Origin of the sequence: Arthrobacter sp. fls2-241-R2A-172 (assembly GCF_030208885.1) — a bacterium.
GTDB lineage: Bacteria > Actinomycetota > Actinomycetes > Actinomycetales > Micrococcaceae > Arthrobacter.
The window spans coordinates 85,455-99,725 of the sequence record NZ_JARVTB010000004.1; the positions used below are offsets into that span (position 1 = coordinate 85,455).

12 protein-coding genes are annotated in these 14,271 nt (G+C 62.7%); 10 read left to right on the top strand and 2 right to left on the bottom strand.

From position 1 onward, the window contains the following. Positions 1-65: 65 nt before the first annotated feature. Positions 66-2,084, bottom strand: coding sequence for a beta-galactosidase (locus QRM57_RS08630; protein WP_257370901.1), 2,019 nt, complete (start codon positions 2,082-2,084; stop codon positions 66-68). A 207-nt stretch (positions 2,085-2,291) separates the two neighbouring features. Between QRM57_RS08630 and QRM57_RS08635 the strand changes: the two genes are divergently transcribed. Genes QRM57_RS08635 through QRM57_RS08655 form a run of 5 tightly spaced genes read left to right on the top strand, consistent with a single transcriptional unit; the run spans position 2,292 to position 7,444 of the window. Then, complete coding sequence (locus QRM57_RS08635; protein ID WP_235517374.1) at positions 2,292-3,578, top strand: ABC transporter substrate-binding protein; 1,287 nt, start codon at positions 2,292-2,294, stop codon at positions 3,576-3,578. Positions 3,579-3,609: 31 nt separating this feature from the next. After that, complete coding sequence (locus QRM57_RS08640) at positions 3,610-4,560, top strand: carbohydrate ABC transporter permease (protein WP_257370900.1); 951 nt, start codon at positions 3,610-3,612, stop codon at positions 4,558-4,560. Next, on the top strand, positions 4,557-5,477 hold the full coding sequence (locus tag QRM57_RS08645; protein WP_257370899.1) for a carbohydrate ABC transporter permease: 921 nt from the start codon (positions 4,557-4,559) through the stop codon (positions 5,475-5,477). Before QRM57_RS08640 ends, QRM57_RS08645 begins: the two co-directional genes overlap by 4 nt. A gap of 11 nt (positions 5,478-5,488) precedes the next feature. Further along, complete coding sequence (locus QRM57_RS08650; RefSeq protein WP_284986285.1) at positions 5,489-6,130, top strand: Poxvirus protein I5; 642 nt, start codon at positions 5,489-5,491, stop codon at positions 6,128-6,130. Between the two features lie 30 nt (positions 6,131-6,160). Next, the gene (locus tag QRM57_RS08655; protein WP_284986286.1) at positions 6,161-7,444 is read left to right on the top strand and encodes an MFS transporter; all 1,284 of its coding nucleotides are present in this window, start codon (positions 6,161-6,163) and stop codon (positions 7,442-7,444) included. 62 nt (positions 7,445-7,506) lie between these two features. Here QRM57_RS08655 and QRM57_RS08660 read toward each other — a convergent pair whose 3' ends face one another. Beyond that, complete coding sequence (locus tag QRM57_RS08660; RefSeq protein ID WP_284986287.1) at positions 7,507-9,645, bottom strand: DUF6807 family protein; 2,139 nt, start codon at positions 9,643-9,645, stop codon at positions 7,507-7,509. A 338-nt stretch (positions 9,646-9,983) separates the two neighbouring features. On the opposite strand from QRM57_RS08660, the gene QRM57_RS08665 reads away from it, so the two are divergent. Genes QRM57_RS08665 through QRM57_RS08685 form a run of 5 tightly spaced genes read left to right on the top strand, consistent with a single transcriptional unit; the run spans position 9,984 to position 14,268 of the window. Further along, a complete protein-coding gene (locus QRM57_RS08665) occupies positions 9,984-10,685 on the top strand; it encodes a YesL family protein (RefSeq protein WP_284986289.1) in 702 nt (233 codons plus the stop codon). Then, positions 10,678-10,893 carry a hypothetical protein gene (locus QRM57_RS08670; protein WP_284986290.1) on the top strand — a complete coding sequence of 72 codons (216 nt, stop codon included), beginning with the start codon at positions 10,678-10,680 and terminating at the stop codon, positions 10,891-10,893. Before QRM57_RS08665 ends, QRM57_RS08670 begins: the two co-directional genes overlap by 8 nt. A gap of 4 nt (positions 10,894-10,897) precedes the next feature. Beyond that, complete coding sequence (locus tag QRM57_RS08675) at positions 10,898-12,427, top strand: extracellular solute-binding protein (RefSeq protein ID WP_257370892.1); 1,530 nt, start codon at positions 10,898-10,900, stop codon at positions 12,425-12,427. After that, positions 12,406-13,395, top strand: coding sequence for an ABC transporter permease (locus QRM57_RS08680; RefSeq protein WP_284986291.1), 990 nt, complete (start codon positions 12,406-12,408; stop codon positions 13,393-13,395). Before QRM57_RS08675 ends, QRM57_RS08680 begins: the two co-directional genes overlap by 22 nt. Next, on the top strand, positions 13,396-14,268 hold the full coding sequence (locus tag QRM57_RS08685) for a carbohydrate ABC transporter permease (protein WP_284986292.1): 873 nt from the start codon (positions 13,396-13,398) through the stop codon (positions 14,266-14,268). The last annotated feature ends 3 nt before the right edge of the window (positions 14,269-14,271 follow it).

A 14,271-nucleotide genomic window follows, 5' to 3' on the forward strand; every position in this document is an offset into this window, starting at 1 on the left:
CGGGAACCGCCCCGGGCGATCATTCGTGATCCGCCCGGGGCGCTTCGTTTAACGCGGGGTTTGCGTCAGTCCTCCGCGATGACGGCGACCGCCCCGGCGGGAACCACGCCCGTGAAGCGGGCCCCGCTGAGCAGCTCGTCGCCGTCGGCCTTGACGGCCTGGTCCTCGCGGCTGTGATTGATGGCGAACAGGAAGCTGCGGCCGTTTTCGGCACGCCGCCTGGTCAGTTCGACGCCGGGTGAGGACTCGGTCACGGCTGTCACCCCTGCTTCTTCGATGAGTCGGGCTGCCAGTGCGTCGATGCCGTCGTTGTCCGGAAGCGTTGCGAGGTACCAGGCCGAACCACTGCCGACGGTGCGCCGGGTCAGTGCGGGCACACCATCGAGCGGGTAGTCGGTGAACGTTGCCAGGACGTCTGTGGAGGCGCCTGCAGATACGTGTTCGCTCCAGACCGTGCCAACAGTTCCATCGCTCAGCGTGACCGAAGCGCCTGGGAAAAGAGGATGGAATTCCTCGCTGCGGACGCCCAGCAAATCCCGAAAAGCGCCCGGGTAACCGCCGAGCCGAACATGGTCCCGTTCGTCGACGATGCCACTGAAGTAGCTGATCAGGACGGTAGCGCCACCCTCGGCGGCCGCAGCGATCGAGGCCGCCGCGGCGTCCGTCACGCAGTAGAGCGTGCAGACCAGGATGAGGTCGTATCCGGACAGGTCACCGGAGGGGTGGACGAAGTCCGCAGTCACTCCACGGAGGTACAGGGAGCGGTGGAAAGCGCGCATCGTGTCGAGGTACTTCAGCGAGTTGTTCGGGTGCGAGTCCAGTTCGGAAGCCCACCAGGCCTCGTAATCGAAGACGATCGCAACGCGCGATTCCACCCGGGATCCCTTGACAGGTTCGAGCTTGTCCAGGGCATCGCCGAGTTCCACGACGTTCCGCCACACCTGGGTGTCGCGGCCGGCGTGGGGAACCATGGCCGAGTGGAATTTCTCGGAGCCCGCCTTGCTTTGGCGCCACTGGAAGAACATCACGGCGTCCGCCCCACGGGCCACATGCGCCAGCGAGTTCCGGAGCATTTCGCCGGGCATTTTCGGTTGGTTGTGGGGCTGCCAGTTGACCGCCGACGTCGAGTGTTCCATGAGTATCCACGGATCTCCGCCCGCCACGCCACGGGTGAGGTCGGCGCTGAAGGCGAGTTCGATGGCGCGCTCAGGATCTGCCGCCACCAGGTAGTGGTCGTTGGCGATGACGTCCATGTCCTTGGACCAGTCGAAGTAGTCCAGGGTTTTCGTGGCGCTGGAGACCATGAAATTGGTGGTTGCCGGCACGTTGGGAGTGACTTCGCGGATCACGGCCAATAGTTCCCTGTAGAAGTCGATGAAGGCCCACGAATTGAATCGGACGAAGTCCAGTTGCTGGCCCGGATTGAGCGTGGTGGGGGCCGCTCCGGGTGGGATGATCTCTTCGAATGAGGCGTAGTGCTGGGACCAGAATGCCGTTCCCCAAGCCTCGTTCAGGTCTTCGATGGTGCCGTAACGGCGTTCCAGCCAGGCACGGAAAGCGGCGGCGTCTTCTTCGCCGTGGAACTCCCCAACGTGGCAGCCGAGTTCGTTGTCCACGTGCCAGAGCGCCAGCGCGGGGTGGTCCTTATAGCGCTCGGCGATCACGCGCGTTATGCCGGTGGCATACCGGCGGTAAACAGCTGACGACGGCGTGTAGTGACGTCGCGATCCGCGCTCCAGTCGGATGCCTTCCGCCGTGACGGGAAGGATTTCCGGGTACTTGCGGACCAGCCAGGCCGGCGGTGAAGCGGTGGCCGTGGCGAGGGCTACCTTGATGCCGGCTCCGTGGAGGTTGTCCATGACCTCGTCCAACCACCCGAAGTCGTAATTGCCTTCGCTGGGTTCCAGGAGGCCCCAGGAGAAGATGCCAACGCTGAGGAAGTTGACGCCGGCTTCCTTCATGAGCTCAATGTCCTCGAGCCTGACATCCCGGGGCCACTGTTCGGGGTTGTAGTCGCCCCCGTAAGCGAGGCCGCCAATGCTGTTCCAGACCGAGGGGCTGCGGGGAATAGAGGGGGAGGTCAAGGGGACTCCTTCGTCAGGTTGGCCGAACTGGTGCGGGTGCTGCTGAACGTATGAATGCAGAATATCGGTCAAAACGCGTTCTTTGGAAAACGCTTGCCCAGTTTCCGTATTGCAGCTATTGTATCGATTCAGAACGAGTGTAAGCGAGATCACTGCCACGTTGTAGAGAACTCCACAAGCTTGCACCAACTGAGCAAGGAGGCTCTCATGATCGACAGAAGGAAATTCCTCACCACGGTGGCACTCGGCACCGCATCTGCCGCGTTCCTCTCGGCCTGTGGCCAGTCATCGTCCTCGGGCCAGACCGGTTCCGCGGACAAACCCGTCACCATCACCTACACCTGGTGGGGCAATGACGACCGTGCAGAACGGACCCGCAAGGCCATTGCGCTCTTCGAGACCAAAAACCCGGACATCAAAGTCAACGGCAACTTCTCAGACTTCGCAGGCTACTGGCAAAAGCGCGCCACCGAAGCCGCCGGCGGTGGCCTGCCGGACGTCATGCAGTGGGACCTCTCCTACCTCCGCGACTACGGCCAGCGAAACCAGCTCCTGGACCTCGGCACCGTCAAGATCAACACCGACGGATTCGACAAGTCCCTCCTTCCGTCCGGCCAGATCAAGGGCAAGACGTTCGGCATCCCCACCAGCACCAACGCCTTCGCTGTCTACTACGATCCCGCGAAGCTCGCTTCGCTGGGTATTGCCGAGCCGGACGGTTCCTGGAACTACAAGGAGTTCAACGCCTTCCTCGCCGAGGTTGGGCAGAAGGGCAATGGCACGCTCTTCGGCGGCACTGACTACACCAGTGTTTGGTGGAACTTCAACATCTGGCTGCGCCAGAACAACATCAAGGCCTTCACCGATGAGGGGAAGCTTGGTTTCTCCAAGGACGACCTGAAGAAGTGGTGGAACCTCAGCGCGGACCTGCGCGGCACCGGCGCAATCGTCGGCGAAGACAAGACCACCCAGTTGCTGCCAAAGTCCCCGTTCGGTTCCAACGTCACCGCAACGGAAGTCACCTGGGACAACTTCATGGCCGGTTACCTCGCGGACAGCGGTGCCAAGGAACTGAAGCTTGTTCCCGTGCCCTCCGACGATCCCGACAACCTGGGTCTCTTCCTGAAGCCCTCCATGCTCATGGTTGCCAGCGCCAAGACCAAGTACAAGGATGCTGCGGCCCGCTTCATCGACTTCATGGTCAACGATCCCGAGGTTGGCCAGATCTTCAAGACCTCCCGCGGCGTCCCGGCGTCGAAGACCCAGCGCGACGGCACCACGTTCGAAGGAACCGACAAGTTGGTGGTGGATTATGAGAAGTCCATCGAGAAGTACCTGAAGGACGCTCCCGAGCCCCCCATCGTGGGATTCGGCACCCTGGAGTCCACGTTCAAGCGGGTCAGTTCGGACCTGAACTACGGCAAGCTGACCATCGACGGCGCAGCTGATGCGTGGTTCAAGGAAGCCGAAGACCTCATCAAGCAGAACGCCTGATCCAGGCTTTCCCAACTGACGGACTGATCTTGTGACTCAAAGCCCAACCCTGAGCAGGCGTGCCTCGTCCGCAGCCCCGCAACCGCGTACGTCGCGGCGGCGGGGAGCGGACGCCCGCGCCGGATACACCTTCCTGTTGCCGTGGCTCCTGGGATTCATCGCCCTGACCGTGGGCCCGATGATTTCCTCGTTGTACCTCTCCTTCACCAACTACAACCTGTTCGATGCCCCCAAATGGATCGGGCTGGACAACTACACCACCCTCTTGCAGGACGAGCGCTTCCTCCAATCAGTGGGAGTCACCCTGCAGTACGTGGTATTCGGAACGCCATTGAAGCTCGCCGCAGCCTTGGCGATCGCGATGCTCCTCAACAGCAAGCGCAAAGGCCAGGGCTTCTACCGGTCAGCGTTCTACGCGCCGTCCCTTATCGGGGCCAGTGTGTCCATCGCGATCGTGTGGAAAGCAATGTTTGGTGACTCCGGTCCCGTCGACCAGGGCTTGTCGTTCTTCGGCATCAACCTCGGGGGCTGGGTGGGCAACCCCAACATGACCATGGGCATGATGATCCTGCTGACCGTGTGGCAGTTCGGGGCACCGATGGTGATCTTCCTGGCCGGTCTCAAGCAGATTCCCGCAGACCTTTATGAGGCCGCGTCCATGGACGGTGCCGGGCCGGTCAGGAAGTTCATCAACATCACCTGGCCCATGCTCTCCCCGGTGATCTTCTTCAACCTGCTCATGGAAACCATCCACGCGTTCCAGATCTTCGCCTCGGCCTACATCATCTCCAACGGTGAAGGCGGTCCCGCAGGCTCCACCCTTTTCTATACCCTCTACCTGTACTTGCGCGGGTTCAGCGATTTCCGGATGGGCTATGCCTCGGCAATGGCCTGGCTCCTGGTGATCGTGGTCGGCATCATCACGCTGATCTTCTTCAAGACCTCCAAGTCCTGGGTCCACTACAGCGGTGATTCAAAGTGACAACAATGGCAACCCCCACCCAGTCCACTCCGCCGGCCACGCAGGCTCCGGTGTACAACCCGAAGTCCGAGTCCGTCACGGCCAAGCGGATCAAGAGCGCCATCTTCCACATCGTTGCCTTGGCGCTGGTGGTAATGGTTCTCTACCCGGCTATCTGGATGATCGCTTCGTCCTTCAAGCCGAACTCCGAGATCGGCGGGGCCAACAACGCCCTCTGGTCAGCCAACTTCAGCTTCGACAACTTCGCCACCGCCATGGACGGCATCGGTGGTGTCTCCACGCTGACGTTCTTCACCAACTCCCTGATCCTGGCTGTTGGCGCTGTAGTGGGCACCGTACTGTCCGCCTCCATTTCCGCCTACGCCTTCGCCCGGATCAACTTCCCCGGCCGCGGGCTGTTCTTCGGCATGATGATCGCTACCTTGCTTCTGCCGTTCCACGTGGTGATCATCCCGCAGTACATCGTGTTCCAACAGCTCGGCCTTGTGGACACCTACGTGCCGCTGCTGATCGGTAAGTTCCTTGCCGCGGATGCCTTCTTTGTGTTCCTCATGGTCCAGTTCATGCGAGGCCTCCCGGCCGAACTGGACGAAGCGGCCCGCATTGATGGTGCCGGGCACGCCCGGATCTTCGGGTCCATCATGCTGCCGCTGATGAAGCCCGCGCTGATCTCCACCTCGATCTTCTCCTTCATCTGGAGCTGGAACGACTTCCTGGGCCCCTTGCTGTACCTGAACACTCCCGAGAAGTACCCATTGCCCCTGGCTCTGCGGCTCTTCGTGGACCAGACCCAGAGCTCCGACTATGGCGCCATGATCGCCATGTCCGTGCTGGCGCTCCTTCCCGTGCTGGTGTTCTTCCTGGTGTTCCAGCGCTACATCGTCGAGGGCGTTTCCACCCAAGGACTCAAGGGCTAGGGGAGCGGACAATGAGCACCATTGGCACGTCAAGCGGAACACCAGGCATCCCGGTCAACCGTTTTGCGCTGTTCTCCGAAACCATCCTGGCCGGAGTCATTGTTCTCCTCCTCTCCGTTCCTCTCGTGACGGCGCCGGCTGCCTATGCGGCCGGCGTCGCCCATCTGGAAAGGCACCTCAGCGGCAGGGACGATTCCCTGCGCAGCTTGTGGGGGAACTTCCGTAAGGCGCTGCCCGGCAGTTGGAAGCTGGGAATCACGACGGCGGCAGCCGCCGTCGTGATTGTCCTGAACCTGCTGCTCGCGCTGGTGGGGCAACTGCCGGGACGGGCTGCGATCCTGCCCGCCACAGTCATTCTGGCGGCCGCCGGTGCGGTGCTCCTGCTGCGCATCACGGCCAATTGGAGTGGCCAGCTGGCATGGAACGAGGACGAGGGCGATGTGCCCGCAGACGTTCCGGGTACCCAGCGCTGGGCGGCGGCGTATGCCGGCGCGAAGAGCGATTCGCTGCGTGACTGGAGTGGTTCGCTGCTCCTTCTCGCCGCCTTGTTGATGGCCGTTGTTTTTGTCTGGATGCTGCAGGCGCTGTTCGTGATCGTGCCCGGAACTCTGGTGCTCGCGGCAGCCGCCATCAAGATCCGATCCCACCGCTAGGCCAACCCGCTGAATCGAGCAGACCTCCCCGTGTCGCCGCGCCCGTTCCCACCGCGCCCCCAATCCACCAGGACCCGCACCGCGCGTGCCCGCTCCACGGAGTCCTGGCACTACCCGCTGCGGCACCACAATTACCGGATCTTCGTCACCCTCTCCTTGGTGGGAAGCGGTGGCGTCTGGATGCAGCGGCTCGCTCAGGACTGGTTGGTCCTCCAGCTCACTGGCAGCCCGGCTGCCGTAGGCGTGGCCGTTGCGCTTCAGTTCCTTCCCATGCTGGTGGTGGGCCCCGTCAGCGGGGTGCTGGTGGACATCTTCCCCAAACGTCGAATCCTGCTGCTATGCCAGTCCGTCGCCGTGGTGCTTGCTGCCGGCCTTGCGGTGTGGAATGCAGCGGGCGGCACGGACGTGTGGGTGGTCTACGCTTCCTGCGTCGCTCTGGGAATCACCAGTGCGATCGACGGGCCGGCCAGGCAGGTCTTCGTCAATGAAGTGGTAGGCGACGCCGGACTGCCGGCGGCCATCGGGCTGAACAGTGCCATCGGGCAACTGGGCGCCATGGCCGGTCCGGCGCTGGCGGGTGTGGTGATTGCCCATGCAGGACCGGCCGCTGCCTTCGCTGCCAACGCGGGACTTGGCGCAGTGGTCCTGGTGCTGATCGGATCCATCCGTCCGGGGGAGCTCCACCACTCCCCGGAACCGCACGGCCACAGGAAAGGCCGCGGCCAGGTCCTGGCCGGATTCCGCTTCGTCCGTGCCCGTCCACCACTTCTCCTCACCATGCTCCTGGCCGGTTTGCTGGGTGCCTTCGGCATGAACGGGCCCGTTGTCCTGGCGGCCTTCGCTGACCGGGTGTGGCACAGCGGTCCGGCCGGGTTTGGCCTCTTCAACACCGTCAGCGCGCTCGGAGCGCTGGCTGGTGCCTTGATCGCCACCAGGATCAAACGATTCGGACGCAAGGGGATCGTTGCCAGCGCCGGGCTCTTTGGCCTGAGCCAGTTAGTGGCCGCCCTCATGCCGAGCCAGGAGTCCTTTGTGGTGATGCTGGTGGTGGTGGGCTTCATGACCCTGGTATTCCTCACCAGCGCAGCGACTGCCGTCCAGCTCGAAGCCGGGGCCAGTGTGCGCGGCCGGGTCCTGGCCCTCTACTTCCCCTTGCTCCTGGGTGGTCACGCCTTGGGTGGGTTGTTGGCCGGCTGGCTGACCGAGGATTTCGGTGTCCGTACGGGGCTGGTCATCACCGGTGCGCTGGGCATGGCGTCTGCCACGGTGATCGGGTTGCTGCTGTGGCGCTGTTCCCGTCGAGGTGGCATTTGATGGCAGTTACAAGGGCCGGGACTGTCATCCAATGCCCGCTCGCGGGGACGTGGAGCGTGTAATCAGCGGCTGGCTATCAGCTCTTCGATCTGGTGCACGTCCAAGGACCCATCACTGATCCACACCGTGTTGGTGCGCGCCAGGGAGGTGCCCTGGGCCAGTTCCACCGCCGTGTCCCAGGCCAAGGCGGAACCCACTGCCGGGTAACCGTTGCACCGCACGAACCACGGGTCGGGGGACTCCAGGGGCGCGCCGAACACCAAGGTGGCCGGACCGCCGTCGAACTCTCCCGACCAAGCCAGCCACGGCGAAACGGAACCATGCACGGCCGGCTCACCCTCTGCTGTTGAGGAGAAGACGCGTGGCGAATTGTTGACAGGCAGCCGCCAAAAGAAGCCACCGTAGCCGCTGCCCGCGGCACCATGCGAACCCGGGCTCCCCAGCGTGACATCGACGACGCCGGTCAGCTGGGTCTGGATGTCCAGCCGCCACGTGGTGGGGCTGATGAGGCTGCGACTGAAGGTGCGATGCTCCTTGAGAAGCAGGCTGCCGTCGGCCCCGAACCACTCAAGCTCCAGTTCCGTGTAGTCGCGTCCGCGGGTTATGCCAGCGATGTCCACCCGGCCGTGATCGTCCAGGTCAACATACTTTCCGGCGGTCCTCCGATAGCTGCGACCACCCCAGAAGTTGCTGCCGTTCACATCCTGCAGCGCGAATCCGGCACCCAGATGCCAGGCGTGGTCCGACGCCAGGTGGTCGGTCACCACAATTCCGGCCCGGGTAGACACCGGGTGCAGGTAGGGCCGGGGGGAGAGGCTTGGCTGGAGGCCGCTTCCGCTGCGCAGGACGGCAGCCGGGATGGCGGGCTGGGCGGATTGCTGGTCGGCGGGGTCGGCGGGGTTGGCGAACAGGGCCTCGGCGCCTGACGTGACCGGCCGCGCCCAGGACAGACCCAGCTCGGAGAAGGTGGCGTGCGCACGGGTGGCGCGGTCCAGGATGTCCTCGATGCCAGGGATCACGGCGTGTGCTTGATCGCCCGATCCCACCCAGACCACGTTTTCCGTGGGGATGAGGGCCGGCTCATCGGCCGTGCGGATGGTTTCCAGGACGCGCATGAACGCGCCACTGTGATCGAGTGGACTGAGCAGCGGCGTGCCTTCGGACAGGTGCTGCAAGAGGTTCTCGGTGAGGTCATCGCGACCAAAAATATGCGAGGTTTCACCGTCTTCCGTGCGAACCGTCACGCGGTCCTCCGTGTAATGGAACACCGCCGTTCCTTCCGTGCCGTGAAGCGTCACGTACGGTTCCACAGACTCCGTGGCGCACAGCGTGAGGGCACATGTGATGGGCAATCCAGCGGTGGTACGCATCCGGATCACGGAGGTGTCGTCCGCCTCGATGTCGTTCGCGCGGTAGAGATCGGTGTCTACAACGGCCAGATCCTCAGCGTGCCGTGCACCGGCAATTCGAAGCGCCGTAGCGATGGCGTGGGCCAACGGATTCGTCGCTACGCCGTCCACCACATCAACGCCGTCGAGGCTCCGCTTGCCCGCCCAACGGGAGCGCTTGTAATAGGCGCGATCCCGAACCCATCGGCCGGTGGCGGAGATGCCTTTGAGGGTCCCTATTCGGGGAAGTTCGGGTGCCGATTGGCCATTCGCCAGCTTGTCCAGTGCGGCCAGGGCGTGCGAGCCCAGGCTCTGAAAACCGATCTGAACACTTCGACCGGCCGCGCTCGCAGCTTCCTGGAGATGGAGGAAGTCCTTCATGGAGGCGACCGGGGGCTTCTCCAGGTAGAGGTCGGCCTGGGCGGCCAGCACGGACAGGGCCAAGGGTGCGTGGGTCTGGATGGGGGTGGCCACGATGACGACGTCCGGGGAGTGGTTGCCGGCCAGCAGGTCTCCCAGATTCGAATGCACGGCCGTTGTCGCGGGCAGCGTTCCCGGGGCCGGAGGGTTGGGATCGGCCACAGCGACCAAGTCCACCAGGCCCTCCGCCCGTAGCCTTTCGAGATTGTGCAGGTGATGGACGCCGAAGCCATGCACCCCTACCAAGGCGATCCGCGCCAGTGTCGTCCGCGGCCTCGGTGCTGACGGTGGCGTTGCTCCATGCGCTGCTCCATGCGCTGCTCCTTCGCTGCGCAACTGCGGAGCGTCACCGTGGTGTTGGCTGCTGGTTGACTCGACGGAGCGGGCTTCCATGGCTCTCCTCTGCTGGCGATGCGGCGAAGGCGAGTGACGCCGTCGTCCGGGTTGCATTTCATGTGGTCCGGCGGGTTCAGGCTATACCCAGCAAGCGCTTTCCCACTTTCGGCTCCGCCCAGTGTAACGCGCTCCGGGCAGAAATGTAACGATTCAAGAAGTCTCTTGACGCGGTCCATGTGCAGCGTCTAAGTTTTCGGGAAAGCGTTTACTCTGTGATGTGGCCCACCCGGGCCGCGCCCACTCAGCCGGCCCACGCCGCCTTCCGGTGCCACTCGACAGAACCAGTGCCATCGGAACCCTGGGCCTGTTCTGCAACGATGGAGAAAGGGGGAGCCATGGCGTCTGGTGGATTTAGTTTCAAGGCCTACTCACTGTTCGACACGCTCGTCTGGATAGCCTGCCTGAACGTTTTGTGGATCATCTTCACGGTCTTGGGTGGCGTTGTTTTCGGATTCGGTCCCAGTACTGCTGCAGCGCAGCTGCTGGTACGGGACAAGGTACGGGGCGGTGCCGCACCACTGGTGCGGCGCTTCGCCAGGGAGTACGCCAGGAATTTCGGTAAGGGTAATGCCTTGGGGCTGCCCTTGGCGGCAGTCGGGGTGGCCCTAACGCTCAACTGGGACTACTTTTCGGCAGGATGGGACCTTGGCTCGCAGATCGCCTCGACGGGGTTGTTCATGATGGCGCTGTTCGGGGCGGGGGTAGCTTGCTACCTCTTCCCGATGTTTGCCCGCTACAACCTTTCCGTGCCCCAGTACTTCCTGATGTCGTCCCGCTTCGCCATGCGCCATCTGGCCGGAACCGTAATCCTCGTATTCGTCACGGCAGCCGCCCTGTTCGTATGCCGTTCCGTTCCAGGGCTGATTCCGTTCTTCGGGATCGGAGCGTGGCTGTATGTCACGGGTTGGCTATGCGACCGCTTCTTCACCGCCAACGATGAAGCCATGGCGGGTGCCCTGTCGGCAGATGCGGCCGCGGGGACACCCGCGGCCGGGGCAACGGCAGCTGTTGTGACGAGGGGAGCCGGCATTGCCTGACATCAACCCGGTGCGGCCCGGACCAGGCGGGAACCAGGTCCTCCACCGTCCCCTGGATGTCCAGGTGCATGCGGAGCTTGTTCGGAACGCCTCTGGCGAGAGCACTAATGAAACGTATCAAGGCATGAACGGCGAGCACCTGTGGACCATCAAAAGGTTTCCGGGAGCGTCGTCGGACCATAACAACCCCGAAGAAGTGGAGCAGTAGGAAAATGATCCGTAGAAAACACACGCTGGCCGCCGCCGTCGTCGTATCCGCTGCCTTGGCGCTGACCGCCTGCGGTGGCGAAGCGCCGGCGTCGGACCTTTCATCCGTCAAGATCATGGCACCGTTCCTGGAGGCGCAACCGCCAACAGCCGACGGCGCCGTCCAGAAAAAGCTCGAGGAGCTCACGGGCAAGGACGTCAACATCACGTGGACGCCCAACGCATCCTACGAAGACAAGATGAACATCACGCTGGCGTCCTCCGACATCCCGCATGTGCTGGTGGTCCAAGGCAAGACGCCCGGCTTCGTGAAGAACGCCGAAGCCGGTGCATTCTGGGACCTGACAGACAAACTCAAGGACTACCCGAACCTCAAAACCACCTTCCCGGAGGTCCAGCAAAACGCCAGCGTCAACGGCAAGGTCTACGGCGTCTACCGCGGCCGCAACCCGATCCGTGCTGCCGTGATGTTCCGCCAGGACTGGCTGGACAAACTCGGCCTCAAGGCACCAGAAACCACAGAGGACCTCTACAAAGTAGCCAAGGCGTTCACCGAGCAGGACCCGGACGGCAACGGCCAGAACGACACCTACGGAATCACCATCCCCAAGTGGGGCGGGCTGGGCACCAACAGCCCCTACGACCTCATCGAAACCTGGTACGGCGCCGGAAACCGTTGGGCCGAACGCGACGGAAAACTCGTTCCCAGCTTTGAAACCGAGGAATTCCTTGAGGCCAACCGCTTCATCAAGAAAATGGTGGATGAAAAGCTGATCAACCCCGATTTCGCCACCTTCGACAGCACCAAGTGGAACGAGCCGTTCTTCAACGGCAAGGGTGGAATCATCATCGACGTCGATTCCCGGGCGAGCGTGCTGATCAACCTGTTCAAGCAGGCCAACCCCAACGACTTCCAAAACAAGGTGGGCTTCGTGGGCAGCCTCAAGGGTCCCGACGGCGAACTGCACGCCCACCCCACCGATGGCTACTCCGGTTTCCTGGCCATCCCCAAGTCCAGCGTCAAAACCGAGGCAGACCTGAAGAACGTCCTGACCTTCCTGGACAAGCTGAACAGCAAAGAAGCAGCCGTCCTGATCAACAACGGGATCGAGGGCGTGAACTTCAACGTCGTGGACGGCCTGGCCGCCACCATCAAGCCTGAAACTCCTGAGGGCAAGGCCGTCAATACCGACATCAAGAGCTTCGCCCAGCTCGGAACCAACGTCACCGGCAACAACTTCTACCCCGTCAAGCAGGCCTCCGAGTACGAGCAGAAGGTGTTCGATGACCGTGTAGCCGTCATGGCCAAGGACCTCAAGAGCGCCGTCTACAACCCGGCAGCGGCGTTCGTGTCGCCCACCTATGTTGCCAAGGGTGCCCAACTGGACAACATCGTGGCCGATGCCCGGATCAAGTACTTGGCAGGCCAGACCGACGAACAGGGCCTGAAGGACGCCATCAAGCTGTGGAACACCAGCGGCGGTGACAAGGTCAAGGAAGAAATCAACAAGCTGTGGCAGGACAACAAGAAGTGACCGCGCCGGTTGTTGAAGCCAAGGCCCCGGAGCGGGTGGCCGCCAAGCCGCCCGCCCCGCGGCGGCGTGGGTTCGCCGTCCACTTTGCGCACTACAAGTGGCTGTATCTGCTGCTTCTGCCCGGAGTCCTCTACTTTGCGGTCTTCCGGTACGGGCCCATGTACGGCGTGTCCATTGCGTTCAAGGACTACGTTCCGTTCCTCGGCGTCAACGGCAGCCCGTGGGTGGGTGTAACCAACTTCACTGACTTCTTCGCGAACCCCGACTTCCCGCGGTTGCTCGGCAACACCCTGATCCTTGCGTTCCTGAACCTGGGGATCGCGTTTCCGCTGACGATCATCCTGGCACTGCTGCTCAACGAGGTCCGCCTGTCAGTGCTCAAGCGCACCGTCCAGACACTGGTGTACATCCCGCACTTCCTGTCGTGGACCATCGTGGCGTCCTTGAGCTTCCTGCTCTTTGCCCTGGACATCGGCCCGCTGTTCCAGTTCGTGAACGGGCTCTTGGGGACAAACGTGGATATCCTGTCCGATCCCAACTGGTTCCGGCCACTGATCGTGCTCCAGGAGATCTGGAAGAACACCGGCTGGGGAACCATCATCTTCCTGGCGGCGCTGGCCACAGTGGACCAGGACCAGTACGAGGCGGCCATCATTGACGGCGCAGGCAGGTTCCGGCGCGTCTGGCACATCACCCTGCCCGGCATCCGGTCCACCATCATCGTGATGCTGATCCTGGCCATCGGGCAGATGCTCAATACCGGCTTTGAGCAGATCTACCTCATGACCAACGCCCTCAACCGCAGCGTGGCCGACGTCTTCGATACCTACGTCTACTTCGTGGGCATCACCCAGGGCGCCTACAGCTACAGCACCGCCGTCGGACTCTTCAAATCCCTGGTAGGCATCGTGCTGATCTTTGGCACCAACTGGCTTTCCAAGCGGTTCAACCAGAGCGGACTGTTCTAAATGAAGATTCACAACACCCGCGGCGGCCGGGTTTTCGACGCCGCCAACTACGTTTTCCTCAGCCTGGTCGGCATCATCACGCTGCTGCCGTTCGTCTATGTGTTGGCCGGCTCCTTCGCCAACGAAGCCGAAATCACCCGGCGGGCGTTCTTCGTCTGGCCCGAACAGTTCACCCTCTCGGCTTACGAGTACATCTTCTCTACTCCGGCGTTCACCAAGGCACTGGTCACCACAGTGCTGGTAACACTGGTGGGTACCTTGATCCAGTTGATCCTGACCGTCACCATGGCCTACCCGCTGGCGAAGAAGAACCTGCGCGGCCGGAAGCTCATCATGTCCCTGGTGGTTTTCGCCATGGTGTTCTCCGGCGGCATGATTCCCACGTTCCTGCTGGTCAAGGACCTGGGCCTGCTGAACACCTACTGGGCCCTGATCCTGCCGGCGGCCATCAACCCGTTCAGCCTGATCATCATCAAGAACTTCTTCCAGGAACTCCCGGACGAGTTGGAAGAGTCGGCAATGATGGACGGCGCCACGGAAATCGGGATCCTCTGGCGGATTCTGTTGCCGCTGTCCAAACCGGTGCTGGCCACGTTCGCCCTCTTCTACGCGGTGGGAATCTGGAACGACTTCATGTCTCCACTGCTCTACCTGAGCGACAACAACATGTGGACCCTGCAGATGTACCTCCGCCAGGTCACCGCAGCGTCCGACCTCCTGGGCACCGGGAACGTGGACCCGAGCTACATACCGCCCGAGCAAGGCATCAAGTTCGCCGTGATCGTGGTGGCCACCCTCCCCATCCTGATCTTCTACCCCTTCCTGCAGAAGCACTTCGCCAAGGGCATGCTGATCGGCTCGGTCAAGGGCTGAGGC